This window comes from Streptomyces sp. NPDC006332 (assembly GCF_040612855.1).
Taxonomy (GTDB): Bacteria; Actinomycetota; Actinomycetes; order Streptomycetales; family Streptomycetaceae; genus Streptomyces.
The window spans coordinates 37,357-59,760 of record NZ_JBEXRA010000020.1 but is presented as its reverse complement, the minus strand read 5'-3'; the positions used below and the strand labels follow the sequence as shown (position 1 = coordinate 59,760).

The window sequence follows — 22,404 nt, the reverse complement described above, 5'->3', positions numbered from 1 at the left end:
ATTCGCAAGGGCCCGCTGTCGAAGGGCGCGTCGTCGAAGCGCCCGAGGACCGTCGTGGTGACCGGCGCCAGCGGCGGGGTGGGCCGGGCCACGGCCGTCGCCTTCGCCGCCCGGGGCGCCAGGGTCGCCCTGCTGGCCCGGGGGCGTGAGGGGCTCGCCGCCGCGGCGGACGACGTCCGGCGGGCCGGCGGTGAGGCGTTCGTCGTCTCCGTGGACATGGCCGACGCCAAGGCCGTGGAGAACGCCGCCCAGCAGGTCGACGACACGTTCGGACCCATCGACGTCTGGGTCAACAACGCCTTCAGCGGGGTCTTCGCCCCGTTCCCGGAGATCACCCCGGACGAGTTCCGGCGGGTGACCGAGGTGACCTATCTGGGCTGTGTGTACGGCACCCGGGCCGCGCTGCGCCACATGCTGCCGCGCGACCGGGGCACGATCGTGCAGGTCGGCTCCGCGCTCGCGTACCGCGGGATTCCGCTGCAGTCCGCCTACTGCGGGGCCAAACACGCCATCCAGGGCTTCAACGAGTCACTGCGCTGCGAGCTGCTGCACGAGGGCAGCGGCGTGCGTACCACGATGGTGCAGCTGCCGGGCCTCAACACCCCCCAGTTCGACTGGGTGCTGAACCGCATGCCCGGGCGGCCCCGGCCGGTCCCGCCCGTGTACCAGCCCGAGGTGGCGGCACGGGCGATCGTGCACGCCGCGTCCCACGCGCGGCGACGCGAGTACTGGGTCGGCGGATCGACCGTGGCCACCCTGCTCGCCAACGCGGTCGCCCCCGGCGTACTGGACCGGTACCTGGCCCGGACCGGGTTCGCCGCCCAGCAGGCCGACCGTCAGGGCGAGCGCGACGGAGGCGGGCAGCCCGGCCGCTCCGGCAACCTGTGGGCACCGGCCGACGGACCGCACGGACGGGACTTCGGGGCGCACGGCCGTTTCGACGACGAGGCCGTGTCGCACAGCCCCCAGGACTGGGTGTCGCGCAACCGGTCACGGGTGGGAGCGGGGGCGCTGGCCGCGGCGGGCCTGGGCGCCCTGGTGACCGCCGGACTGCGCCGTGGCCTCGGCCACGACCGCCCGACGGCCCCTTGAGGCACCCGCTCGCCTTCACCGGACCCCAGGAGTGCAGGCCCCCAGGAGTTCAGGGGAGTTCAGGAGTCCTGCTGGAGCTGGGGCAGCACCTTCGTACGGTAGAAGTCGAAGAAGCCGCGCAGGTCGGGGCCGATCTGGTTGACGTAGACCGCGTCGAAGCCCGCGTCGGCGAACTGTTTCAGCTCCGCGACGTGCTCCTCCACGTCGTCGCCGCACACCCGGTTCTCACGGACCATGTCCTCGGTGACCAGCGTCTGCGCCTGCTCGAAGTGTTTGGGGGAGGGCAGCACCTGGCTCAGCTCCCCGGGCAGCTGCTCGTTGGCCCACAGTCGGTGGACGGTCCGTACCGCCTCGTCCTTGTCGGTGTCGTAGCAGACCTTGGTGCCGCCGCTGACGAGCTTGCCGCCGCCTCCGCCCTTGCGGTACTGCTCCACCATCGACTCTTCCGGCATCATCGTGATGAAGCCGTCGCCGACCCGGGCCGCCAGCTTGGTCGCCGCCGGACCGAAGCCGGAGATGTCGATCGGGACGGGCTCGTCGGGGACGGTGTACAGGCGCGCGTTCTCCACCGTGTAGTGCGGGCCGTGGTGGTTGACCTCCTCGCCGGTGAACAGGCGGCGCATGATCTGGATGGCCTCCTCCAGCATCTCCAGGCGGACGTGGGCGGGCGGCCAGGCGTCCCCGAGGATGTGCTCGTTGAGCGCCTCGCCGGAGCCGACGCCGAGCCGGAAGCGGCCGTCGGTCATCACCGCGCTGGTCGCCGCCGCCTGCGCCACCACCGCCGGATGGGTGCGCACCGTCGGACAGGTCACCGCCGTCTCGATCGGCAGCGACACCGCCTCGGACAGCGCGCCGATCACCGACCACACGAAGGGGCTCTGGCCCTGCGCGTCGTTCCACGGGTGGTAGTGGTCGGAGATCCACAGCGACTGGAACCCGGCCTGTTCGGCCATCCGCGCCTGCTCGATGAGCTCCGCGGGACCGTACTGCTCGCACGAGAGGAAATAGCCGTACTCGGGCATGGGGGATGTGCCTCCACGGGATGAGCGGGTGGTTCGCCGACCCGAGTACCCGGCGGTCAGGGCGGAAACCGGGCCCCAGCGGCGCCGGCCGAGGGCCGGGCGGACGTTTGGGTGCCCTGGCCGGGGGGACGCGGAAGTCTCCCGAGGTACGCGACAGCCCCGGAGGCGAACCGTGAGTCGACCCCGCATTGTGATCGTCGGTGCCGGCTTCGCCGGGTACCGGACGGCCCGAGAGCTTTCCCGGATGTCCCGCGGCAAGGCCGACATCACCCTGCTGAACCCGACCGACTACTTCCTTTATCTGCCCCTGCTGCCCCAGGTCGCGGCCGGGATCCTGGAACCGCGCCGGGTCACCGTCTCCCTCTCCGACACCCTGCGGCACGTCCGCCTGGTGCTCGGCGAGGCCGACGGCATCGACCTGGACAACCGGACCGTGCACTACGCCGACCCCGAGGGCGGCGAGGGCACGCTGTCGTACGACCGGCTGGTGCTGGCCGTCGGCAGCGTCAACAAGCTGCTCCCCATCCCCGGGGTGGCCGAGCACGCGCACGGCTTCCGCGGGCTGCCCGAGGCGCTGTACCTGCGCGACCACGTGACCCGGCAGGTGGAACTGGCCGCGGCAGCCGACGACCCGAAGAGCTGTGCCGCGCGCACCACCTTCGTGGTGGTCGGCGCCGGCTACACCGGCACCGAGGTCGCCGCGCACGGGCAGCTGTACACCGACGCGCAGGTGCGCGAGCACCCCCTGCGGGAAGGCGTACGGCCGCGCTGGATCCTCCTCGACGTGGCGCCGCGGGTGCTGCCCGAGCTGGACGAGCACCTGTCCCGCACCGCCGACCGCACGCTGCGGGAACGCGGCGTGGAGGTACGTATGGGGACCTCCGTGAAGGAGGCCACCTCCGACGGGGTCCTGCTCACCGACGGCGAGTTCGTGCCGACCCGGACGCTCGTGTGGTGCGTAGGCGTACGGCCCGATCCGCTCGTCGAGGGCACCGGGCAGCCGATGGAGCGCGGGCGTCTGATCGTCGACCCCTATCTGCGGCTCCCGGGCCGTCCCGAGGTGTTCGCCTGCGGGGACGCGGCCGCCGTACCGGATCTGAACACTCCCGGTGAGTACACCCCGATGACCGCGCAGCACGCCTGGCGGCACGGCAAGGTCGCGGCCCGCAACGTCGCCGCCTCGCTGGGCGTCGGCACCCTGCGTCCCTACCAGCACAAGGACCTGGGGTTCGTCGTGGACCTGGGTGGCGCGAAGGCCGCCGCCAACCCCCTCGGCATCCCCTTGTCGGGGCCCGTGGCCGGGGCGGTCACCCGCGGCTACCACCTCGCGGCGATGCCCGGCAACCGCGTCCGGGTCGCCGCAGACTGGCTGCTGGAGTCCGTACTCCCGCGCCAGGCCGTCCAGTTGGGCCTCGTACGGTCCTGGTCGGTGCCGCTGGACACGGCCTCCCCGGAGCTGGCCCGGGTGCCGGGCGGACCGAGCGAGTCCCGGACACGGCAGGACGCGAAGGCCCGGTCGGGTCCCGGCGCGGCCGTCCCCGAGGACGTGACCGACGGGCCCGGAGGCGGCGCCGACTACCAGACGATCACCGCGCCCACGCCGGACGTGGCGAGGGAGGGCGCCGACCCCGAGATCGCCGAGGCGGCCCCCGGCGCCGCATCCGTCGACGGGCCCGCGCAGCCCGACGAGCAGCAGACGATCACCTCCCCGACCCCCGAGGTGGCCCAGGACGAGGCCGGGCCCGAGGAGGCGGGGAACCGATCCGGCGCCGAACCCGCCAGGAAGCAGCCGGGCGGCGAACCCGCCAAGAACCAGCCGGGCGGCGAACCCGCCAAGAACCAGCCCGGCGGCGAACCCGCCGGTGACCCACCGGGCGGTGAGCCTCACCCGGCTCCCGGCCCCGTCAAGCGGACCGAAGGCACCCCCGACGGCACTCCCGCGGAAGGAAACTCATGAACACCGGTGAACTCGTCGAACTCGCCCAGCAGTTGCGCGTGGACAGTGTGCGCGCCTCGGCCGCCGCGGGCTCCGGGCACCCCACGTCCTCGATGTCCGCCGCCGACCTGATGGCCGTACTCCTCGCGAATCACTTCCGCTACGACTTCGACCGCCCCGCCCACCCGGGCAACGACCGCTTCGTGCTGTCCAAGGGCCACGCCTCACCCCTGCTCTACTCCGCCTACAAGGCGGCCGGCGCCGTCGACGACGAGGAACTGCTCACCTTCCGCAAGTTCGGCAGCCGACTCGAAGGGCATCCGACGCCCCGGCAGCTGCCGTGGGTGGAGACGGCCACCGGTTCGCTCGGGCAGGGACTGCCCGTCGGCGTCGGCATCGCGCTGTCCGGGAAGCGGCTGGACCGTGTCGGTTACCGCGTGTGGGTGCTGTGCGGCGACAGCGAGATGGCCGAGGGCTCCGTCTGGGAGGCCGCCGAGCACGCGGGGCACGAGCACCTGGACAACCTCACCGTGATCGTCGACGTGAACCGGCTCGGCCAGCGCGGCCCGACCCGGCACGGCCACGACCTCGACGCGTACGCCCGCCGCTTCCAGGCCTTCGGCTGGCACACCGTCGAGGTGGACGGCCACGACGTCGACGCGATCGACCGGGCGTACGGCGAGGCCGCGTCCACCAAGGGCCAGCCGACCGCGATCCTCGCCCGCACCCTCAAGGGCAAGGGCGTCGAGTCCGTCCAGGACCGCGAGGGCCTGCACGGCAAGCCGCTGCCGGAGGCCGACGAGGCGATCGCCGAACTCGGCGGCCGCCGGAACATCCGCGTCAAGGTGCACGAGCCGCAGGCGGCCCGCATGCTGCACTCCGTACCGGCCGGACACCTCGAACTGCCCCGCTGGGACAAGGGCGGCGACGACGTGGCCACCCGCAACGCCTTCGGGCAGGCACTCGCCGCGCTCGGCTCCGGACGCGGCGACGTCGTGGCCCTCGACGGCGAGGTCGGTGACTCGACCCGCGCGGAGTTCTTCGCCAAGGAACACCCCGACCGCTACTTCGAGTGCTACATCGCCGAGCAGCAGATGGTCGCCGCCGCCGTCGGGCTCGCCGCGCGCGGCTGGGTGCCGTACGCCACCACCTTCGCCGCGTTCCTCACTCGCGCGTACGACTTCATCCGCATGGCGTCGATCAGCGGCTCCGGCATCAACCTGGTCGGCTCGCACGCGGGCGTGGCGATCGGGCAGGACGGGCCCAGCCAGATGGGCCTGGAGGATCTGGCGATGATGCGGGCGGTGCACGGCTCGACCGTGCTGTACCCGTGCGACGCCAACCAGACCGCGCGCCTGGTCGTCGAGATGGCCGGGCTGGAGGGCGTCCGGTACATGCGCACCTCGCGCGGCGAGAGCCCGGTGATCTACGGCCCCGACGAGGAGTTCCCGATCGGCGGCAGCAAGGTGCTGCGCTCCTCCGAGCAGGACCGGATGACGATCGTCGCCGCGGGTGTGACGCTGCCGGAGGCGCTGGCCGCCGCCGAGGCGCTGGACGGCCAGGGCATCCCGGTCCGGGTGATCGACCTGTACTCGGTCAAGCCCGTCGACCGGCTCACCCTGCGCCAGGCCGCCGAGGACACCGGCTGCCTGCTGACCGTGGAGGACCACCACGAGGAGGGCGGCCTCGGCGACGCCGTCCTCGACGCGTTCACCGACGGCCGGCCGGTGCCGCGCCTGGTGCGCCTCGCCGTCCGTACGATGCCGGGTTCGGGCTCCCCGGAGGAACAGCTGCACGCCGCGGGCATCGACGCCGAGTCGATCGCGGCGGCCGGGAAGCTGCTGGTGGAGGAGGCGGTCGTGCGGTGAGCGGCGACAGTCCGCGCACGGTCCGGGCGGGCCGGCACACCGTCGAGGTGCACCGCCCGGACAAGGTGCTCTTCCCCGGGGACGCAGGCGCGAAGGAGTACACCAAGGCCGACCTGGTCGACTACCACCGGTCCGTCGCCCCGTTCATGCTGCCGCATCTGCGCGGTCGCCCGCTGATGGTGGAGCGCCACCCGGACGGCATCGACGGTCCGCGCTTCATGCAGAAGAACACCCCGGAGAACTACCCGGAGTGGATCACCCGCGTGGAGGTCGCCAAGGAGGGCGGCACCGTCTGCCACACCGTGTGTGACGACACCGCCACCCTGCTGTACCTCGCCGACCAGGCCGGCCTCACCCTGCACCGCTGGCTGTCCCGGGTCGACAGTGTCGAGCGGCCCGACCGGATGGTCTTCGACCTCGACCCCTCCGGGGACGACTTCGAGGCGGTGCGGGAGGCGGCCCGGCTGCTGGGCGCCCTGTTGGACGAGCTGAAGCTGCCCTCCGCGCTGATGACCACGGGCTCGCGCGGCCTGCACGTGGTGGTGCCGGTCGACGGCCGTCACGACTTCGACGAGATCCGCGCGTTCGCCCGGGACATCGCCGACACCCTCGTCGCCGCCCACCCCGACCGGCTCACCACCGCCGCCCGCAAGAAGGACCGCGGCGACCGCCTCTACCTGGACATCCAGCGCAACGCCTACGCCCAGACCGCGGTCGCCCCCTACACGGTCCGCGCCCTGCCGGGCGCCCCCGTCGCCACCCCGCTGACCTGGGAGCAGCTGGACGACCCCGGCCTCGACGCCCGCCGCTGGACCATCGCCGACGCCGTCGAGCAGGCCCGCAGCGACCCGTGGGCCGACATCATGCGCAAAGGCCGCGCTCTGGGACCGGCGCGCCGCCGCCTCGACGCGTTGATGTCCTCCTGAAGGTTTGGCCAAGGAACGAGCGGCCACCCGGAGTGAGAGGTGGCCATGTCGAACACAAGAAACACATCACAATCACAGCGTTCACAGGACGCTCCCGCACGGAAGCCGTCCTCGGAGCACTCGCCCGAGGACACCGAAGGCGACGACATCGAGCAGGAGGACACCGGACGGCGCGCCGAGCACCGCGAGGCGCACCGCCGTCGGCCGAGCACCATGGACGTGCTCCGTGGCGCGCGCGCCCAGCTCCAGGAGCTGACCGGCATGTCCGCCGAGAACGTGTCCTCGTTCGAGCAGACCGAGGACGGTTGGTCGCTGGAGGTCGAGGTCCTGGAGCTCTCCCGGGTGCCCGACACGATGAGCCTGATGGCGAGCTACCAGGTGGAGCTCGACCCGGACGGAGAGCTCACCGGTTACCGGCGCGTTCGCCGTTACGAACGCGGGCGGGCCGACGCACATCGGCAGGGCGGTCGCTAGGCCGTCCGCCCGTACATCCAATCGCTCACCATCCCCAGACACACACAGACAAGGAGGCGCGGTCGACATGACCGTTGTCCCGGCCCAGCAGAGCGGCGGCGGAGGCGGCAGCAGTGGCCTCTACGACGTCCTGGAACTCGTCCTCGACAGGGGTCTCGTCATCGACGCGTTCATACGGGTCTCCCTGGTCGGCATCGAGATCCTGAAGATCGACATCCGGGTCGTCGTGGCCAGCGTCGACACCTACCTGCGCTTCGCCGAGGCGTGCAACCGGCTCGACCTGGAGGCCGGGCCGCGCAAGGACCCCGGCCTGCCCGACCTGGTCGGCGAGATGACCGAGTCCGGCGCCCGCGGCAAGTCCAAGGGTGCGCTGTCCGGTGCCGCCGAGACCATCTCCGGAGCCTTCAAGGAGGCACGCGAGGAGGGACGCGGCGAGTCCCGGCCCCGTGCCCGTAAGTCGACCGCCTCACGCCGGAAGGAGGAAAGCGAGTGAGCACCTACGTCTACGGCATCACCGCCGCGTCGCATCCCGCGCTGCCGGACGGCCTGGGGGGTGTCGGCGACCCGCCGCAGCCCGTGCGCGTGCTGGAGGAGGGCGAGCTGGCGGCCGTCGTCAGTGACGCGCCGGAGGGGCTGCGCCCCAAGCGCAGGGACCTGCTCGCCCACCAGAACGTCCTCAGCGAGTCGGGCGCCGACGGCTGCATCCTGCCGATGCGGTTCGGCAGTGTCGCCCCCGACGACGCCGCCGTGACCGCGGTCCTCGCCGAGCGCGCCGACCACTACAAGGAGCGGCTGCGGACTCTGGACGGCAAGGTCGAGTACAACGTCAAGGCGACCCACGACGAAGAGGCCGTCCTGCATCTCGTGATGTCCAAGAACCCGGACATCCGATCCCTGACCGAGGCCAACCGGCAGGCCGGTGGCGGTAGTTACGAACAGAAGCTGCATCTCGGCGAGATGGTCGTCGCCGCCGTGAAGGCCCGCGAGGCCGAGGACGCCGTCGCGGTGCAGCAGGCCCTGGAACCGCTCGCGGACGCGACCAGTGTGGGCCCCGAGTCCACCGGCTGGCTCGCCAACGTGTCGTTCCTGGTGGAGCGGGACTCGGCCGCCGGGTTCCTGAACGAGGTGGAGCGGATCCGCAAGGACAACCCGCACCTGGATCTGCGCGTCAACGGCCCGCTGCCGCCGTACAGCTTCGTCGACCCCGGACCCGCGGAGCCCGCGGGCACCAAGGTCGGCCGGGAGAGCGCGAGGGAGTGACCGAGCCGTGGGACTGATCGGAGAAGTGCTGCTGCTGCCGTTCGCACCCGTGCGCGGCAGCGGCTGGGTGATCAGACAGGTGCTGGAGGAAGCCGAACGCCTGTATTACGACCCGGCCGCGGTCAGGGCCGAACTCGCCCGGCTGGAGGAGCGGTTGGAGGCGGGCGAGATCGACGAGGGGGAATTCGACCGGCAGGAGGACGAACTCCTCGACCGACTGGAGATCGGCCTGCGCGGTGGCGCGGGGACTGGCGATGGGACGGCACGATGAACCGAACGGCAATGGGCCTCGCGGTAGGGGCCGGATACCTCCTCGGACGTACGAAGAAGATGAAGCTGGCGTTCGCGGTGGGATCCCTCGTGGCCGGCAAGAAGATGAACCTGACCCCGAAGGGAGTCGCGGAGCTCGTCTCCCAGCAGCTGCAGAACAACCCGCAGTTCAAGGAGATCGGCGATCAGCTGCGCCAGGATCTGCGCGGGGTCGGCAAGGCCGCCTCGGGCGCCATGGTCGAGCGGCAGATCGACGCCATCGCCGACCGCTTGCACGGCCGTACCGCCCAGGTCCGCGACCAGCTCTCGGGCGTGGCGCCGGACGTGGGCGCCGAGGACGAGGACTCCGAGGACGAGGAGCGGGACGAGTACGAGGAGCCCGAGGCGGAGGAGAGCGACGAGGGCGACGAGGGCGACGACGAGGCCACCGCCGAGGACGAGGACGAGGACGAGGGCGGAGAGGCCGAGGAGGAGCCGCGCAGGAAGCCTGCGGCCAGGAAGGCGCCGGCGAAGAAGGCCCCGGGCAAGAAGGCGCCCGCCAAGAAGCCGGCGGCGGCCAGGAAGACTCCGGCCAGGAAGGCTCCCGTGAAGAAGACGGCGGCCAAGAAGACCGCCTCGAAGCAGACGGCCGGCAAGAAGACCGCCGCGGCCCGCAGCGCCGGCCGTGGCGCCCGTCGGCTCCCGAAGGGAGGCGGTGAGTGATGTCCGAGACGAACAGCAATCCGCTCACGGACGTGGCCAAGAGCGAGGCGGTCGACCGGCTCAAGGCCGAGGTGCAGGAATACCTCGCGGCCCAGGCTCAGCGCGTGCTGACCGGCGCCGGCCGCAAGCTCGGCGAGACCACGGGCAAGCTGAACGACATCGCCGAGGGCAACAGCCCCGGTTTCGCCAAGCTAGCCCTCGACGGCGGCCGCAAACTCGCCGAGGGCAAGGGGCCCTTGCGCAGTGCGCTGGAGGTCGGCGCCTCACGCGCCAAGGACAGCGTGACCGGCGCGTTCAAGAACCTCGGTGGCGGCGGCGACGGCAAGAGCAAGAAGAAGCGCGGGGCGGGCGGGAAGCCCACCGTCATCATCGAGTACGTCGACGTCGGCGTGCCGCTGCGCACGGCCTACGACCAGTGGACCCAGTACCAGGACTTCAGCACCTTCGCGAAGGGCGTCAAGAGCGCGAGCAAGGCTGACGACACGATGTCCGACTGGCAGTTGAAGGTCCTCTGGTCCAGCCGCAGCTGGAAGGCCACGACCACTGAACAGGTGCCGGACGACCGGATCTCCTGGACGACCGAGGGCGCCAAGGGCAACACGAAGGGCGTCGTCTCCTTCCATCGGCTCGCCGACAGCCTCACCCGCGTCCTGCTGGTCATCGAGTACTACCCCTCGGGTTTCTTCGAGAAGACCGGCAACATCTGGCGCGCCCAGGGCCGCCGGGCCCGGCTCGACCTCAAGAACTACGTCCGCTTCATCACGCTCAAGGGCGAGGCTGAGGACGGCTGGCGCGGTGAGATCCGTGACAGCGAGGTCGTCCGCGAGCACGACGACGCGGTGGCCGAGGAAGAGGAGGCCGCCCGCGCGGAGGGGGCGGACGAAGAAGAGGCCGCCGAGGACTCCGCCGAAGAGGGCGACGAGGAGTACGAGACCGACGCCGAGGACGCGGAGGGCTCGTACGACGAGGACGAGCCCGCCGAGGAGGACGAGGACGCCGAGGCCGAGTACGACGAGGACGCGGAGGACGCCGAGGAGCCGGACGCCGAGGCCGCCGAGGACGAGGAAGAGTACGAGTACGCCGACTCCGATGGAGGGAGCCGACGATGAGCACACCCAGCCGCCTGCCCGAGCCCTATGGCCAGGGCGGCGGCTCCAACCTTGCCGACATCCTGGAGCGGGTGCTCGACAAGGGGATCGTGATCGCCGGGGACATCCGGATCAACCTGCTCGACATCGAGCTCCTCACCATCAAGCTGCGGCTGATCGTCGCCTCGGTGGACAAGGCGAAGGAGATGGGCATCGACTGGTGGGAGGACGACCCGGCGTTGTCCACTCGGGCCAGGCGTGACGAACTCGCCCGGGAGAACGCGGAGTTGCGGGAACGACTGGAGCGCCTGGAGCAACTCGAGCCGTCCCGGGCCGAGGAGGAGTCGTCATGACCGGACTGCGGTATGTGTACGCCGTATGCCACCCCTTCGACACGCCTCTGCAGGCCCAGTTGACGGGGGTGGCCGGCGATCCGCCGAGACTGCTGCGGCATCACGGTCTGATCGCCGTGCTCAGCCGGGTACCGGAGCGGGACTTCGCCGAAGAACCGCTCCACAGGCATTTGGAGGACCTGGACTGGCTGACCGCGACCGCCCGCGCCCACCAGGGCGTGATCGACGCTCTCACCGTCGTCACCACCCCGCTGCCGTTGCGGCTCGGCACCGTCTTCCGCGACGACAGCGGGGTCCGCGTGATGATCGAGGAGCGTGAGGAGGCCTTCCGGCGCACCCTCGACCGACTGCACGGCCGGGTCGAATGGGGCGTCAAGGTGTACGCCGAGACGGACGCCGCGGGCGCGGAGAACGCCGGCGACGCGGACGGCGAGGCACCCGCGGAAAAGGCCATGTCGGGTCGGGACTATCTGCGTCGGCGGCGTATGCGGGTGCGCTCGCGCGAGGAGATGTGGCAGCAGGCGGAGGCTTTCGCGACCCGACTGCACGAGAAACTCTCCGAACACGCCGAGGATTCCCGGCTGCATGCCCCGCAGAATCCCGCTCTTTCTGGCGCCTCGGGGCAGAACGTACTCAACGCGGCCTATCTCGTGCCACGATCGGATTCCGAGAAATTCGTGGAAATGGTGGACCGCACCAAGGATGAGGCCCCGGGAATGCGGGTGGAGCTCACCGGCCCCTGGGCCGCCTATTCCTTCGCGGGCGAGGAGGAGATCCGGTGACGGTGATCGAACGCCGTGAGGTCGCCCTGGTGGACCTTCTCGACCGGCTGCTGGCCGGCGGGGTCGTCATCACCGGGGACATCACCCTGCGCATCGCTGACGTCGACCTCGTCCGTATCGACCTCAACGCGCTGATCAGTTCGGTGAACGCGCAGGTGCCGTCACCGTGGGGGGAGTCGTCGTGACCGAGCGCCGCAACCGGCTGGACCTCGAACCCGACACCGTCGAGCGAGACCTGGTCAAACTCGTGCTGACCGTGGTGGAACTGCTGCGTCAGCTGATGGAGCGCCAAGCGCTGCGCCGATTCGACGAGGGCGACCTCAACGAGGACCAGGAGGAGCGCATCGGGCTCACCCTGATGCTGCTCGACGACCGCATGACCGAACTGCGGGAGCGCTACGGACTGCGGCCCGAGGACCTGAATCTGGACCTCGGGCCGCTCGGACCGTTGCTTCCCCGGGAATGAACCCCTGGGAATGAATCCCGGTGCTTTCCCCGGAAATGAATCCCGGTTGTCGGGCCGGGATTCATTTCCGGGTCACTTCACCACCTGTACCAGCGACCCCTGCCGCCACCCGCGGTCGTACCCCGCATCAGGAAGCCCAGAAGCCACAGCACCAGAACAACCAGCGCAATCCACCACAGCAGTTTTACCGCGAAACCGGCACCGAAAAGGATCAGCACCAGCAGCGCTACCAGCAGGATCGGAACCATAGTGTGAACCTCCTGCACTTCTAGTTTCCGGAAATCTGGGATTCAGGCTTACTTTCGGCACAGAATTTCTCCGTGCAACACACTGAACCACCCGTCTTCCCGCGCGCCCCATTCTCGCCAGGCCTCCGACACGGCCCGCAGCTGCTCATCGGTGGCGTGACCGCCCTCCGTGGCCCGCTCCGCGTAGTCGGAGGTCAGGGTGCGGTCCGCCCACAGGCCGCTCCACCAGGCCCGCTCCTCGGCGGTGGCGAAGGTCCAGGTGCCGGCGGTGGCCGTGACGTCCGACAGTCCCGCCTCGAGCGCCCAGGCCTTCAGCCGGCGTCCGGCGTCCGGCTCGCCGCCGTTGGCGCGGGCCACCCGGCGGTACAGGTCGAGCCAGTCGTCCAGGCCCGCCGACGCGGGATACCAGGTCATGGCCGCGTAGTCGGAATCGCGGACGGCGATGAACCCGTTCGGTCTCGTCACCCGCCGCATCTCGCGCAGCGCCCGCACCGGGTCGCCGACGTGCTGGAGCAGCTGATGGGCGTGGACCACGCAGAAGGTGTCGTCGGGAAAGTCCAGTGCGTGCACGTCGGCGACCGCGAAGTCGACGTTGGTCAGGCCGCGCTCGGCGGCCGTGGCCCGGGCCCGGTCCAGGATGCCGGGCGCGTGGTCGACACCGGTGACCTGGCCGTCGGGGACCAGTGCCGCGAGGTCGGCGGTGATGGTGCCCGGACCGCAGCCGATGTCCAGGACCCGCATATGGGGCTTCAGCGAACCGAGCAGGTACGCCGCCGAGTTGGCGGCGGTGCGCCAGGTGTGCGACCGCAGCACCGACTCGTGGTGCCCGTGCGTGTAGACGGCCCTCTCCCCTGCCTCGGACATGGCTGATCCCCTCTCGACGCACCGGCTCACCGGGCCCCACGACCCCACCGGCAACACGCCTCACCGTACGCCCGCATGTCAAATTATGAGACCCCGTGTCTTGCTATACGGACAACTCGGGACCGGAGGGAAACCAGCTTGTCGGGGCCGGGCCCGGGACCGCAGACTGACTCCTCATGGGATATCTGGAAGCCGCGCACCTCGAGTACCACCTCCCCGACGGGAGGACGCTGCTCGGCGATGTGTCCTTCCGGGTGGGCGAAGGGGCCGTCGTGGCCCTCGTCGGACCCAACGGCGCGGGCAAGACCACCCTGCTGCGGCTGATCTCCGGCGAGCTGAAACCGCACGGCGGGACCGTCACCGTCACCGGCGGCCTCGGGGTGATGCGGCAGTTCGTGGGATCCGTACGGGACGAGACGACGGTACGCGACCTGCTGGTGTCGGTGGCGCCGCCCCGCATCCGCGAGGCCGCGCGCGCCGTCGACCAGGCCGAGCACGGCATCATGACCGTCGACGACGAGGCCGCCCAGCTGAGGTACGCGCAGGCCCTGTCCGACTGGGCCGAGGCACGCGGCTACGAGTCCGAGACGCTGTGGGACATGTGCACCACGGCCGCGCTCGGGATGCCGTACGAGAAGGCGCAGTGGCGGCAGGTGCGCACGCTGTCCGGCGGCGAGCAGAAGCGGCTGGTCCTGGAGGCCCTGCTGCGCGGCACCGACGAGGTGCTGCTGCTCGACGAGCCCGACAACTATCTGGACGTGCCCGGCAAGCGGTGGCTGGAGGAGCGGCTGAAGGAGACCCGCAAGACGGTCCTGTTCGTCTCCCACGACCGGGAGCTCCTCGCCCGCGCCGCCCAGAAGATCGTCTCCGTCGAGCCGAGCCCCGCGGGCGCCGACGCCTGGGTGCACGGCGCCGGCTTCGCCACCTACCACGAGGCCCGCCGTGAACGCTTCGCCCGTTTCGAGGAGCTGCGCCGCCGCTGGGACGAGAAGCACGCCCAGTTGAAGAAGCTGGTGCTCAGCCTCCGCCAGGCGGCCTCCATCAGCCATGAGCTGGCCTCCCGCTACCAGGCCGCCCAGACCCGTCTGCGCAAGTTCGAGGAGGCGGGACCGCCGCCGGAGCCGCCGCGCGAGCAGGACATCACGATGCGCCTGAAGGGCGGCCGGACCGGAGTACGGGCCGTCACCTGCGAGGAACTCGAACTCACCGGCCTGATGACCCCCTTCGACCTGGAGGTCTTCTACGGCGAGCGGGTCGCCGTCCTCGGCTCCAACGGCTCCGGCAAGTCGCACTTCCTGCGGCTGCTGGCCGGCGAGCCCGTGGCCCACACCGGCCGGTGGAAGCTGGGCGCCCGCGTGGTGCCCGGGCACTTCGCCCAGACGCACGCACACCCGGAGCTGGAGGGCCGTACGCTCCTCGACATCCTGTGGAAGGAACACGCCCAGGACCGGGGCGCGGCCATGTCCCGGCTGCGCCGCTACGAGCTGACCAACCAGGCCGAGCAGACCTTCGAGCGGCTCTCCGGAGGCCAGCAGGCCCGCTTCCAGATCCTGCTGCTCGAGCTCCAGGGCGTCACCGCCCTGCTGCTCGACGAGCCGACCGACAACCTCGACCTGGAGTCCGCCGAAGCCCTCCAGGAGGGTCTGGAGGCCTTCGAGGGAACCGTCCTCGCCGTCACCCACGACCGCTGGTTCGCCCGCTCCTTCGACCGCTTCCTGGTCTTCGGCAGCGACGGCCGGGTCCGTGAGACGGCGGAGCCCGTGTGGGACGAACGACGCGTGGAGAGGGCCCGGTAACCCATCGACGCGTGGAGAGGGCCCGGTAACCCATCAGGTCACCGGGCCCGGCCCCACGGCCACGGACGTGTCACGAGCACATCGGGGGGTTACTTCCAGCGCAGCAGGGCGCCCATACCGCCCACCGGCATCTCCATCTCCTCGGCCGCCGGAGCCGGGGTCACCGAGAGCACCGGGGCGCCCGTCGCGACCGCCGACCGGATCAGGGCGTCGTCCGCCCGCGCGGCCCAGGAGTGCTGCTCGCCGAGGATCTTCAGATCCGTCCGGCGCACCGCCAGCTGGTCCGGCTCCTCGCCGATCCACACCTCCCGGTGCGCGTCGGGGCCGTCCGGACGCATCAGCAGTTCCTCGATACGGTGCTCACGCGCCGCCTCGACCAGCGCGGGCACGCCCTCCACCGCTCGGGCGCGGCCGTCCTCGCCGGGCTCCCGGGAGGCCAGGAACCGCTCCAGCTCACGCTCGGCCCGCTGCCGTACGTGCTCGACGCGGGCCTGCTCCACGTCCTCGTCCAGCAGCCTGCTGCCGGCCCCGTGCGGGGCCTCCACGACCAGGTCGCGCAGCCGCTTGGGCAGCCGGTCGTGCACGGCCCGCCGCTCCCGGTCGTCGCCCACCAGGACCAGCAGGTCGGCGTGGGCCTCCTCCTGGCAGACGGCGAGCGCGTCCGCGATCTCGGCCGCGTTGTGCTCCCAGGTGTTCTCCACCCGGAGCTGGAAGTGCCGCTCCGACCAGTCCGCCGAGCTCGTACGGTGTACGGGGTACTGGCGGCCGGTGACCGAGCCCGCGTCCTGTCGGCCGAGCCCGGCACGCAGCTCGAAGTCGGCGCCCTTGCGGTCGATGTACGCCACCACGCAGACCGGGTCCTCGCCGGCCAGTTCCAGCAGCGGCGCGGTGTGCGGCAGCGGAGCCCACACCGCCCGGTCGCCGTCCGGGGCCCGGGTCAGCGGCGGATCCAGGACCACCTTCCCGGCCCGTGCGAACAGGGCCCGCCCGTGCGGTTCGGGGGAGTGCTTCAGCTCCTCCAGCGCCTCCCGCACGGCCTGGCAGGTCTCCTCGTCGGCGCCCTGCCCGGACAGCTCCCGGGACAGCGCCACGGCCGTCAGATGTCGTTCGTGGGCCGTGTCCTCCGTATGCCGGGAGGTGCTGACGTAGACGGAGGCCCAGGGGCCCGGATGTTCGTAGAGTGGATGGAGAAAGGCGAGATCCATGGTTTCTCTCCCGGATTCCGCTCGGGGGTAGTGCGTGCCGGGCGGGTACCCGAACCGTATGAACGAACACGACGAGCGGGGCCCCACAATGACCGGAGTCGAACCCAGCCGACTGGACGACCAACAGCTCATGAAGGAGCTGGAGACCATCCACCGCACGCGGCACGACACACTGCTGTACGCCTCGAACGACGCGCTGCGGGCGCACAACGACCGCATGGCGCAGCTCGAGGGCGAGTTCCTGCGCCGCAACCCGAACCGCCCGGTGGCCGCGAGCCGCACCCGCGAGGGGGCCCGGGAACGCGGAAGCGGGGAGTCGGCGACTCCCCGCTCCTGAATCCCTCGCACCGGTCGTTCCTGAACCTACGGACCGGTCAGCGACGCGCCGGCGGCCGGTTCCAGTGCCGGTGCGCGCCCACGGCGGCCACGAACTCCCTGGTGAACTCCTCGCTCGCGGCACCCGGCGAGGTGTCCGTCACCACGCCCTGGTCGGCGACCACCCGGTGGAACTCGGTGGACAGGTGCAGCCCCTCCGGTTCCAGGGCCGACAGGATCCCGACGCCCGAGCCGAGCGCGCCGACCGGCTTGCCGTGCCGATAGGCGTCCCGCACGAAGCGCATCGCGTCCGGGTCGGCGGTCGTCCCCGGAGTGCCCACGGGCCCGCCCGGCAGCAGGACGGCGTCGTACAGCACCGAGGCCACGGTGGGCAGCGCGCGGTCGACGGTGTACCGCTCGCCGTCGGAGCCCGCCACCGTGCCGTCGGTGGCCGCCAGGGCCTCCACGACCGCCCCTTCGGCCGCCAGCACCTCCCGGACGGACGCCACCTGTTCGGGGTCGACGCCGTCGGTGACCAGGACCGCGATCTGCCGGGTGCGGATCGACCCGTCGCCCCGCACCCGCTCCAGGCTGAGGGCGGCGGACGCCTCCTTGGACGCGCTGACCTTCTCGGTCGGCTCCGGCACCCCGATACCGGCTGCCACCTTGGCCGCCAACTCACCGTCGACCTTGGCCAGTTGCTCGACCGTTCGGGTGCGGACCGTCAACGCGTCGACCTTGCCGAGCTCGAACCGGAAGGCGTCCACGATGTGCTGCTTCTCCCAGTCCGCCATGCTGTTCCAGAACAGCGCGGGCTGACTGTAGTGGTCCTGGAAGCTCGGACTGCGCCGCCGGATCTTGTGCCCGTCCACACGTTCCGCGTAGTGCGTGAACGCGGACGCGTCCGCCCCGGCGTGCGCCGGGCAGCCGCCGCCGAGCGAGTTCGGGAAGTAGTTCGTGCCCCGGTGGACCGTGCTCTGGTGGTAGCCGTCGCGCTGGTTGTTCCGCACCGGTGCCACCGGGCGGTTCACCGGCAGCTGGGAGAAGTTGGGGCCGCCCAGCCGGATCAACTGGGTGTCCAGATAGGAGAAGTTGCGGGCCTGCAGCAGCGGGTCGTTGGTGAAGTCGATCCCAGGGACGACGTTGGCGGTGTGGAAGGCGACCTGCTCGGTCTCCGCGAAGAAGTTCTCCGGGTTGCGGTTCAGCACCATCCGGCCGATCGGCCGGACCGGCACCTGCTCCTCCGGGATGAGCTTCGTGGCGTCGAGCAGATCGAAGTCGAAGGCGAACTCGTCCTCTTCCGGCACGAGTTGGACGCCCAGCTCCCACTCCGGGAACTCGCCCGCCTCGATGGCGTCCCACAGGTCACCCCGGTTGAAGTCCGGATTGCGGCCCTGGCACTCCTGCGCCTCGTCCCACACCAGCGAGTGCACACCGAGACGTGGCTTCCAGTGGAACTTCACGAACGTGCCACGGCCGTCGGCGTTCACGAACCGGAAGGTGTGCACGCCGAAGCCCTGCATCATGCGGTAGCTGCGGGGGATCGCCCGGTCCGACATCAGCCACATGATCGCGTGCAGCGTCTCCGGCTGGAGCGACACGAAGTCCCACAGGGTGTCGTGCGCGGAGGCGCCGGTCGGGATGTCGTTGTGCGGTTCGGGCTTCACCGCGTGCACGAAGTCGGGGAACTTGATGCCGTCCTGGATGAAGAAGACCGGGAAGTTGTTCCCGACCAGGTCGTAGTTCCCCTCCGAGGTGTAGAACTTGGTCGCGAAGCCGCGCACGTCCCGCACGGTGTCCGCCGAGCCCTTCGGCCCCTGCACGGTCGAGAACCGTACGAACACCGGGGTCCGCACCGCGGGATCCTGGAGGAAGGCGGCACGGGTGAACTCCGCGCAGGACTCGTACGGTTCGAAGTAGCCGTAGGCGCCCGCGCCCCGGGCGTGCACCACCCGCTCCGGGATCCGCTCGTGGTCGAAGTGGGTGAGCTTCTCCCGGAAGTGGAAGTCCTCCATCAGCGTCGGCCCGCGCTCGCCGGCGCTCAGCGAGTCGTCGGTGTGGTCGACCTCCACACCCTGGTCGGTGGTGAGTGGCCCGGCGGTCGGGTCGTCCGCGTGGAACGACTCGCGCTGCCGTTGCTTGTCGGCGGCCGGGTCCATCAGGCGGCCTCCTCGGCGAACACGTCCAGGAACGCTTCGCAGAACGCCTTGAGGTCGTCGGGCTTACGGCTGGTGACCAGCTTGTTCGAGCCGTGGTCGCAGATCTTCACCTGCTCGTCCACCCAGGTGCCGCCCGCGTTGCGGATGTCCGTCCGCAGGCTCGGCCAGGAGGTCAGCACCCGGCCCCGGAGGACGTCCGCCTCGACCAGCGTCCACGGGGCGTGGCAGATCGCGGCCACCGGCAGGCCCCGCTCGAAGAAGTCCCGGACGAACGCCACGGCCTTCTCGTCCATCCGCAGGAAGTCCGGATTGGCCACCCCGCCCGGCAGCACCAGCCCGCCGAACGAGTCGGCCGACGCCTCACCGACCACCTCGTCCACGGGGAACGTGTCCGCCTTGTCGAGGTGCTCGAAGGCCTGGATCCGGCCCGGCTTCGTCGACACGAGCACCGGTTCGTGGCCCGCGTTCTTCGCCGCCTGCCACGGATCGGTGAGCTCGATCTGCTCGACACCCTCGGGTGCCGTCAGAAACGCAATGCGCATGATGGTTCAACGACCTTTCCTGAAAACTGTGTGGCGCGCGGAGCCGGCCCGTGGGCCTCGTCGCTCGTCGCGCGCTTCTTCCCCAGCGTGATGGGGAGCCCGATCTCGGCCCTCATGAGTGAGTGGATCCATGAGTGAGCGGATCAGGGACTCCTTGGTCCGATCTCCGCGGCCCGGTCGCGGACCGGACTCACAGAAACTCCCGCCCGTCGCCGCCGCGCTCCTCGCCCGGCTCGGCCCGGCTGATGTCGGCGAGCGTCGAGTCCGGGTCCTGAGCCTCGGCGAGGTCACCGAGGCTCACCACCCCGACCGGCAGCCCGTCCTCGACCACCGGCAGCCGACGCACGGCGTGCGCCCGCATCAGCGCGACCGCCGCCGACACCGGGTCGTCGGGAGCCACCAGTACCGGGTCGGGTGTGCACACGGCCTGGGCACTCACGGTCAGCGGGTCCGCGCCGTCGGCGACCGCGCGCACGGTGATGTCCCGGTCCGTGAGCACTCCGACGACGTGCTGCCCGTCGGCCACCAGGACGTCGCCGATGTTCTGCGCGCGCATCAGCTGCGCCGCCTCGACGAGCGAGGCGTCCGGGCGGACGGCGACCACGCCGGGCGTCATCACGTCCTTCACGAAGTCGGCCGTCATCGCGGGCCCCCCGCCGGGGCGGTGCCCGGGCCACGGGTCAGTGCCTGTGCGAGTTCCTCCAGATTGGCCTGGTGCTCCTTGCGCGGGAGCCGTTCCACGGCCTCGACCAGGGCGTCGGGCGCGTTCTCGCGGCGCAGGACGTGCGCCAGGTCGCCGGCGCTCGCGGGGAACGAGTGGCGGCCCAGGCTCCGGGCCAGTTCCAGCCGGACCGCCTCCAGCGACGCCCCGGCGCGTGGTGCCACCGGCCCGCCCGCGATCTCCGGATCGTCGTCGGCGGTCGGTTCGGGATCGTTCCACTCCTCGGCCCGGGTGGGATGCCCGGACCGCAGCAGACCCTGCAGTTCGTGCTTCATCTCGTCGTCACGGTGACGGCTCAGCCGGTCACTGCCTCGCTGCATGTCTCCCTCCACATCTTCGGGGTCCGCACCGCGTACCCGAGGACCCGAGGCCGACACGGGGTTTGCGCCCCCGATGCGGGGAGACCCGACTCGGACCCCCCGCGCACCTTTCCCGCAGAAGGAACAGGCCATGGCGCTGCTGACTGTGACGATTCCGCTGCTCTTGCTCGGCGTGATGCTGGCACTGGGCCGCTACGAGGACCTGCTGCTGCCCGGGGAGGAGGCCGACCGGTACGAACCGGTCGCCGCGCCGCCCGCGGCGGCCGGTGCCGGACGAGATACCAGGGTTCAGTCGACGACGCGGTGACCGACGCGGTGACTGGGGCCGCTCAGCTCTCCTGACCGCTCAGACCCCCTCACTGGTCAGAGCGCGGTGCCCGTCTCCTCGGCCAAGGTCTCCAGCAGGCGGTCCTGGAACGCCTCGTCGTGGACGGCGCGGTGCGGCTCCAGCCGCTGGCGGTGGTACCAGTACCCGCCGGTGGTCAGGGCCTCGGGCTCGTCGCTGGAGGCGAGCCACTCCTGGGTCCGGTGACCGAGTTCGAGATCGTCCGGCGCGCTCGGCCCGCCCATCCTGGTGGGCACCCACCCCGGATCGACGGCGTTGCTCAGCACCCCGGGTCGCAGCCGGGCCACCGCCGCGGCGAGCGTGGTGACGAACAGTTTGCTGTCGGAGTACGAGCCCGCGCTCACGCCCCGCCAGTCCACGCGCTCGAGCGAGGGCCGCCCACCGAAGTGCGAGCCGCTGCTCAGGTAGACCAGCCGGCTCGGTCCGCGAAGCAGGGCCGTGAGCAGGTACGGCGCGATGATGTTGACCGGCATGACCGCCGGTCCGCTCCAGACACCGGCGTTGTGGATGACCGCTTCGAGCGGCCCCGCCTTGTCGAGCTCCGCCGCGACGCCCCGTACGGCGTCACGTTCCGTGAAGTCACCGATCACGAGGTGTGCCCCACGGTCGATCAGTGCGTCCAGGCCCGCGGCGCGCTCCTCGTTGCGGGCGTGCACGACCACGTCGTGCCCCGCGGACAACAGCGCGTCCGCCGCGGCACGTCCCAGGCCGTCGGCGGAACCGGTCACCAGGATCCGACGCATGACTGCTTCTGGCATGGGAGCGTGTCCTTCCGTTCAGGGCCACCGCCTGGTGCGCGGTGCGGCTTCAGGGATCTCCTGACCAGAGCCGAGGGATCCATTCTCAGGCCGTGAAGACCTGCTTCGCGGTAGTGATCGCCGACATGGCCCTGGGCCAGCCCGTGTAGAAGGCGAGGTGCGTGATCGCCTCCACGAGTTCGGCCTCGGTGACGCCGTTCTCCTTCGCCCGCCCGAGATGGAAACGCAGCTGGTCGGTGTCACCGCCGGCGATGAGGACGGCGACGGTGATCAGACTGCGGTCGCGGGCGTCCAGCGCCGCGCGGTTCCACACGTCCTCGAACAGGACGTCGTCGGTGAGCTCGGCGAGCTTCGGAGCGAAATCGCCGATCATGCGGCGTCCGCCGCCGATCTGCTTCTGCCGGTCGGTCATCGAAGATCCTTTCGTTGGTCCGCAGGTCGGTAGGTTCGCAGGTCAGCGGGTGCGGGGGCGGTTGTAGTGCTCGTCGGCGACCGGCTCGTTCCAGACGACGTCCTCGCCGCCGTCGCGCTTGACCTCCCACAGGGCGATGTGCTCCATGAAACGGTCGGGGGTGGCACCGTGCCAGTGCTCCTCGTTCGGGGGGCAGGCGACGGTCTCGCCGGGGTGGGCCTCGAAGACGGTGCCGTCGCGGGTGCCGATCAGGGCGATGCCGGAGACGACGTGCAGGGTCTGGCCCAGCGCGTGGACGTGCCAGTGGGTACGGGCACCGGGGGAGAAGCGGACCAGGTTGGCGAACATCCGGGACGGCTCCTGGCCCGCGTAGAGCTGGTCGAACCAGACGTCGCCGGTGAACCAGTCCGCGGGCGCCTTGACAGTGGCCTGCTGCTTGACGAATTCCATGGTGTATCTCTCAGAGTGCGAGGTTGGGC

28 protein-coding genes are annotated in these 22,404 nt (G+C 71.0%); 17 read left to right on the top strand and 11 right to left on the bottom strand.

What is annotated here, in order from left to right; all coding sequences use genetic code 11:
• Positions 1-1,092, top strand: a complete 1,092-nt coding sequence (locus tag ABZ027_RS19695; RefSeq protein WP_356770055.1) for an SDR family oxidoreductase — start codon at positions 1-3, stop codon at positions 1,090-1,092.
• 59 nt (positions 1,093-1,151) lie between these two features.
• On the opposite strand, the gene ABZ027_RS19690 is transcribed toward ABZ027_RS19695, so the two are convergent.
• Positions 1,152-2,114 carry an LLM class F420-dependent oxidoreductase gene (locus ABZ027_RS19690; RefSeq protein WP_356769920.1) on the bottom strand — a complete coding sequence of 321 codons (963 nt, stop codon included), beginning with the start codon at positions 2,112-2,114 and terminating at the stop codon, positions 1,152-1,154.
• Positions 2,115-2,286: 172 nt separating this feature from the next.
• On the opposite strand from ABZ027_RS19690, the gene ABZ027_RS19685 reads away from it, so the two are divergent.
• The 13 genes from ABZ027_RS19685 to ABZ027_RS19625 all read left to right on the top strand — a co-directional run bounded on the left by ABZ027_RS19685 (position 2,287) and on the right by ABZ027_RS19625 (position 12,239).
• Positions 2,287-4,071, top strand: coding sequence for an FAD-dependent oxidoreductase (locus ABZ027_RS19685; RefSeq protein ID WP_356769919.1), 1,785 nt, complete (start codon positions 2,287-2,289; stop codon positions 4,069-4,071).
• The gene (locus ABZ027_RS19680; protein ID WP_356769917.1) at positions 4,068-5,918 is read left to right on the top strand and encodes a transketolase; all 1,851 of its coding nucleotides are present in this window, start codon (positions 4,068-4,070) and stop codon (positions 5,916-5,918) included. Before ABZ027_RS19685 ends, ABZ027_RS19680 begins: the two co-directional genes overlap by 4 nt.
• Entirely contained in the window at positions 5,915-6,844 is a 930-nt protein-coding gene (gene ligD / locus ABZ027_RS19675) for a non-homologous end-joining DNA ligase (protein ID WP_356769915.1), read from the top strand. The genes ABZ027_RS19680 and ligD overlap by 4 nt, the downstream gene beginning before the upstream one ends.
• Before the next feature lie 45 nt (positions 6,845-6,889).
• Positions 6,890-7,318, top strand: coding sequence for a gas vesicle protein (locus tag ABZ027_RS19670; protein WP_356769914.1), 429 nt, complete (start codon positions 6,890-6,892; stop codon positions 7,316-7,318).
• Between the two features lie 67 nt (positions 7,319-7,385).
• Entirely contained in the window at positions 7,386-7,811 is a 426-nt protein-coding gene (locus ABZ027_RS19665) for a gas vesicle structural protein GvpA (RefSeq protein ID WP_356769912.1), read from the top strand.
• Positions 7,808-8,578 (top strand): GvpL/GvpF family gas vesicle protein, encoded by a 771-nt coding sequence (locus ABZ027_RS19660; protein ID WP_356769910.1) that lies wholly within the window; start codon positions 7,808-7,810, stop codon positions 8,576-8,578. Before ABZ027_RS19665 ends, ABZ027_RS19660 begins: the two co-directional genes overlap by 4 nt.
• Before the next feature lie 7 nt (positions 8,579-8,585).
• Positions 8,586-8,849: a gas vesicle protein GvpG gene (locus tag ABZ027_RS19655; protein ID WP_356769908.1), complete on the top strand. Its 264-nt coding sequence runs from the start codon at positions 8,586-8,588 to the stop codon at positions 8,847-8,849.
• Positions 8,846-9,550 (top strand): DNA primase, encoded by a 705-nt coding sequence (locus tag ABZ027_RS19650; protein ID WP_356769906.1) that lies wholly within the window; start codon positions 8,846-8,848, stop codon positions 9,548-9,550. Before ABZ027_RS19655 ends, ABZ027_RS19650 begins: the two co-directional genes overlap by 4 nt.
• Positions 9,550-10,659, top strand: a complete 1,110-nt coding sequence (locus ABZ027_RS19645; RefSeq protein ID WP_356769904.1) for an SRPBCC family protein — start codon at positions 9,550-9,552, stop codon at positions 10,657-10,659. The genes ABZ027_RS19650 and ABZ027_RS19645 overlap by 1 nt, the downstream gene beginning before the upstream one ends.
• Entirely contained in the window at positions 10,656-10,991 is a 336-nt protein-coding gene (locus tag ABZ027_RS19640) for a gas vesicle protein (RefSeq protein WP_356769902.1), read from the top strand. Before ABZ027_RS19645 ends, ABZ027_RS19640 begins: the two co-directional genes overlap by 4 nt.
• The gene (locus ABZ027_RS19635; protein ID WP_356769900.1) at positions 10,988-11,773 is read left to right on the top strand and encodes a GvpL/GvpF family gas vesicle protein; all 786 of its coding nucleotides are present in this window, start codon (positions 10,988-10,990) and stop codon (positions 11,771-11,773) included. Before ABZ027_RS19640 ends, ABZ027_RS19635 begins: the two co-directional genes overlap by 4 nt.
• On the top strand, positions 11,770-11,958 hold the full coding sequence (locus tag ABZ027_RS19630; RefSeq protein ID WP_356769898.1) for a gas vesicle protein: 189 nt from the start codon (positions 11,770-11,772) through the stop codon (positions 11,956-11,958). Before ABZ027_RS19635 ends, ABZ027_RS19630 begins: the two co-directional genes overlap by 4 nt.
• Positions 11,955-12,239 (top strand): gas vesicle protein K, encoded by a 285-nt coding sequence (locus ABZ027_RS19625; RefSeq protein WP_356769896.1) that lies wholly within the window; start codon positions 11,955-11,957, stop codon positions 12,237-12,239. Before ABZ027_RS19630 ends, ABZ027_RS19625 begins: the two co-directional genes overlap by 4 nt.
• Before the next feature lie 77 nt (positions 12,240-12,316).
• Here ABZ027_RS19625 and ABZ027_RS19620 read toward each other — a convergent pair whose 3' ends face one another.
• Positions 12,317-12,487: a hydrophobic protein gene (locus ABZ027_RS19620; RefSeq protein WP_356769894.1), complete on the bottom strand. Its 171-nt coding sequence runs from the start codon at positions 12,485-12,487 to the stop codon at positions 12,317-12,319.
• A 48-nt stretch (positions 12,488-12,535) separates the two neighbouring features.
• Positions 12,536-13,351 carry a class I SAM-dependent methyltransferase gene (locus ABZ027_RS19615; protein WP_356769892.1) on the bottom strand — a complete coding sequence of 272 codons (816 nt, stop codon included), beginning with the start codon at positions 13,349-13,351 and terminating at the stop codon, positions 12,536-12,538.
• Between the two features lie 176 nt (positions 13,352-13,527).
• Between ABZ027_RS19615 and ABZ027_RS19610 the strand changes: the two genes are divergently transcribed.
• Positions 13,528-15,147 (top strand): ATP-binding cassette domain-containing protein, encoded by a 1,620-nt coding sequence (locus ABZ027_RS19610; RefSeq protein ID WP_356769890.1) that lies wholly within the window; start codon positions 13,528-13,530, stop codon positions 15,145-15,147.
• Positions 15,148-15,236: 89 nt separating this feature from the next.
• On the opposite strand, the gene ABZ027_RS19605 is transcribed toward ABZ027_RS19610, so the two are convergent.
• Complete coding sequence (locus ABZ027_RS19605) at positions 15,237-16,352, bottom strand: Vms1/Ankzf1 family peptidyl-tRNA hydrolase (protein ID WP_356769888.1); 1,116 nt, start codon at positions 16,350-16,352, stop codon at positions 15,237-15,239.
• Between the two features lie 58 nt (positions 16,353-16,410).
• Here ABZ027_RS19605 and ABZ027_RS19600 point away from each other — a divergent pair, with 58 nt between their 5' ends.
• Positions 16,411-16,689, top strand: coding sequence for a DUF6158 family protein (locus tag ABZ027_RS19600; protein ID WP_356769886.1), 279 nt, complete (start codon positions 16,411-16,413; stop codon positions 16,687-16,689).
• Positions 16,690-16,726: 37 nt separating this feature from the next.
• Here ABZ027_RS19600 and ABZ027_RS19595 read toward each other — a convergent pair whose 3' ends face one another.
• From ABZ027_RS19595 to ABZ027_RS19580, 4 genes are all read right to left on the bottom strand, one after another.
• Positions 16,727-18,826 (bottom strand): catalase, encoded by a 2,100-nt coding sequence (locus ABZ027_RS19595; protein WP_356769884.1) that lies wholly within the window; start codon positions 18,824-18,826, stop codon positions 16,727-16,729.
• Entirely contained in the window at positions 18,826-19,368 is a 543-nt protein-coding gene (locus ABZ027_RS19590; RefSeq protein WP_356769882.1) for a type 1 glutamine amidotransferase domain-containing protein, read from the bottom strand. Before ABZ027_RS19590 ends, ABZ027_RS19595 begins: the two co-directional genes overlap by 1 nt.
• Positions 19,369-19,558: 190 nt before the next feature.
• The gene (locus ABZ027_RS19585) at positions 19,559-20,011 is read right to left on the bottom strand and encodes a CBS domain-containing protein (protein ID WP_356769880.1); all 453 of its coding nucleotides are present in this window, start codon (positions 20,009-20,011) and stop codon (positions 19,559-19,561) included.
• Entirely contained in the window at positions 20,008-20,409 is a 402-nt protein-coding gene (locus tag ABZ027_RS19580; RefSeq protein WP_356769878.1) for a DUF2795 domain-containing protein, read from the bottom strand. The genes ABZ027_RS19585 and ABZ027_RS19580 overlap by 4 nt, the downstream gene beginning before the upstream one ends.
• 130 nt (positions 20,410-20,539) lie before the next feature.
• On the opposite strand from ABZ027_RS19580, the gene ABZ027_RS19575 reads away from it, so the two are divergent.
• Positions 20,540-20,716, top strand: a complete 177-nt coding sequence (locus ABZ027_RS19575) for a hypothetical protein (RefSeq protein ID WP_356769876.1) — start codon at positions 20,540-20,542, stop codon at positions 20,714-20,716.
• A gap of 56 nt (positions 20,717-20,772) precedes the next feature.
• On the opposite strand, the gene ABZ027_RS19570 is transcribed toward ABZ027_RS19575, so the two are convergent.
• The 3 genes from ABZ027_RS19570 to ABZ027_RS19560 form a co-directional block, all read right to left on the bottom strand.
• A complete protein-coding gene (locus ABZ027_RS19570) occupies positions 20,773-21,498 on the bottom strand; it encodes an SDR family NAD(P)-dependent oxidoreductase (protein ID WP_356770053.1) in 726 nt (241 codons plus the stop codon).
• A gap of 100 nt (positions 21,499-21,598) precedes the next feature.
• Positions 21,599-21,925, bottom strand: coding sequence for a carboxymuconolactone decarboxylase family protein (locus ABZ027_RS19565; protein ID WP_356769874.1), 327 nt, complete (start codon positions 21,923-21,925; stop codon positions 21,599-21,601).
• A gap of 42 nt (positions 21,926-21,967) precedes the next feature.
• Positions 21,968-22,375, bottom strand: coding sequence for a cupin domain-containing protein (locus tag ABZ027_RS19560; RefSeq protein WP_356769872.1), 408 nt, complete (start codon positions 22,373-22,375; stop codon positions 21,968-21,970).
• Between the last annotated feature and the right edge of the window lie 29 nt (positions 22,376-22,404).

Excerpts from the sequence above, each read along its gene's own strand:
- ABZ027_RS19650 (WP_356769906.1), top strand. The coding sequence starts at position 8,846 with ATGAACCGAACGGCAATGGGCCTCGCGGTAGGGGCCGGATACCTCCTC.
- ABZ027_RS19590 (WP_356769882.1), bottom strand. The coding sequence starts at position 19,368 with ATGCGCATTGCGTTTCTGACGGCACCCGAGGGTGTCGAGCAGATCGAG.
- ABZ027_RS19570 (WP_356770053.1), bottom strand. The coding sequence starts at position 21,498 with ATGCGTCGGATCCTGGTGACCGGTTCCGCCGACGGCCTGGGACGTGCC.
- ABZ027_RS19635 (WP_356769900.1), top strand. The coding sequence starts at position 10,988 with ATGACCGGACTGCGGTATGTGTACGCCGTATGCCACCCCTTCGACACG.
- ABZ027_RS19615 (WP_356769892.1), bottom strand. The coding sequence starts at position 13,351 with ATGTCCGAGGCAGGGGAGAGGGCCGTCTACACGCACGGGCACCACGAG.
- ABZ027_RS19690 (WP_356769920.1), bottom strand. The coding sequence starts at position 2,114 with ATGCCCGAGTACGGCTATTTCCTCTCGTGCGAGCAGTACGGTCCCGCG.
- ABZ027_RS19565 (WP_356769874.1), bottom strand. The coding sequence starts at position 21,925 with ATGACCGACCGGCAGAAGCAGATCGGCGGCGGACGCCGCATGATCGGC.
- ABZ027_RS19595 (WP_356769884.1), bottom strand. The coding sequence starts at position 18,826 with ATGGACCCGGCCGCCGACAAGCAACGGCAGCGCGAGTCGTTCCACGCG.
- ABZ027_RS19575 (WP_356769876.1), top strand. The coding sequence starts at position 20,540 with ATGGCGCTGCTGACTGTGACGATTCCGCTGCTCTTGCTCGGCGTGATG.
- ABZ027_RS19585 (WP_356769880.1), bottom strand. The coding sequence starts at position 20,011 with ATGACGGCCGACTTCGTGAAGGACGTGATGACGCCCGGCGTGGTCGCC.
- ABZ027_RS19580 (WP_356769878.1), bottom strand. The coding sequence starts at position 20,409 with ATGCAGCGAGGCAGTGACCGGCTGAGCCGTCACCGTGACGACGAGATG.
- ABZ027_RS19560 (WP_356769872.1), bottom strand. The coding sequence starts at position 22,375 with ATGGAATTCGTCAAGCAGCAGGCCACTGTCAAGGCGCCCGCGGACTGG.
- ABZ027_RS19610 (WP_356769890.1), top strand. The coding sequence starts at position 13,528 with ATGGGATATCTGGAAGCCGCGCACCTCGAGTACCACCTCCCCGACGGG.
- ABZ027_RS19670 (WP_356769914.1), top strand. The coding sequence starts at position 6,890 with ATGTCGAACACAAGAAACACATCACAATCACAGCGTTCACAGGACGCT.
- ABZ027_RS19680 (WP_356769917.1), top strand. The coding sequence starts at position 4,068 with ATGAACACCGGTGAACTCGTCGAACTCGCCCAGCAGTTGCGCGTGGAC.
- ABZ027_RS19605 (WP_356769888.1), bottom strand. The coding sequence starts at position 16,352 with ATGGATCTCGCCTTTCTCCATCCACTCTACGAACATCCGGGCCCCTGG.
- ABZ027_RS19640 (WP_356769902.1), top strand. The coding sequence starts at position 10,656 with ATGAGCACACCCAGCCGCCTGCCCGAGCCCTATGGCCAGGGCGGCGGC.
- ABZ027_RS19620 (WP_356769894.1), bottom strand. The coding sequence starts at position 12,487 with ATGGTTCCGATCCTGCTGGTAGCGCTGCTGGTGCTGATCCTTTTCGGT.
- ABZ027_RS19665 (WP_356769912.1), top strand. The coding sequence starts at position 7,386 with ATGACCGTTGTCCCGGCCCAGCAGAGCGGCGGCGGAGGCGGCAGCAGT.
- ABZ027_RS19600 (WP_356769886.1), top strand. The coding sequence starts at position 16,411 with ATGAACGAACACGACGAGCGGGGCCCCACAATGACCGGAGTCGAACCC.
- ABZ027_RS19645 (WP_356769904.1), top strand. The coding sequence starts at position 9,550 with ATGTCCGAGACGAACAGCAATCCGCTCACGGACGTGGCCAAGAGCGAG.